This window comes from Vibrio sp. D173a, from assembly GCF_030248475.1.
In genome coordinates, this window is record NZ_JAHGAH010001651.1 from 1 (window position 1) to 674 (window position 674).

Genomic DNA, 674 nt, shown 5'->3' on the forward strand with positions numbered 1-674 from the left:
GATGCGTTCTTCACTCAAGTTGCCAATTGTCATTGATGTCAGAATGTCTGGAATAACTGGAGATGCTTTACGGAATGCCTTAATTGCTTCGAATAATGTCTCGTTACTCTCGGCCAATTTTTGCTCTGGTGGCTCATCAGAGATCCACTGAATGATGCTGCCATTGGTCAGCATTGAGCTTTCTAGGTAAAAACTGAGGCTTCCTTCTAAATGTCTTGCCATCAATTCAGAGTGAACACTCGTCGAAATATCGTGGCTCACAACGTGAGCCGATTCTACATCTAGCTCATTTAGAATCTCTTCCGTAATGTCAGCCATTTCCATTAGTGAGTAACTAAACGCGACAGGCTTGTCACTCAAGCCCCAACCTACATGGTCGAATGTGATCACTCTGGCTTTATCTTTCAGAATATCGACAGTTTCACGCCAGTCTAAGCTTGATGATGGATGCCCATGCAGAAGCACGATAACCGGACCTTCACCCACATCATGATAAAAGATGTTGTGGCCTTCAATCGTCAAGTAGTTACCTGTCGCCTGCCACTCTTTTGCCGCTTGTGACAGTTCCGTATTCTGTGCTTCAACTGACACAGGAACTTGAGAGGTCGCTGCCACAGACAGTCCTGGAATCGCGAGTGAGAAGCCTAACCCAACAACCAAAGCCGACGCTCTAA

At 46.0% G+C, this 674-nt stretch carries 1 protein-coding gene; it reads right to left on the reverse strand.

Features of this window, described 5'->3' with window-relative positions:
- Window positions 1-674, reverse strand: a 674-nt coding sequence (locus KIV40_RS35350; protein WP_285354142.1) for an alpha/beta fold hydrolase, incomplete at both ends; no start/stop codon positions are given.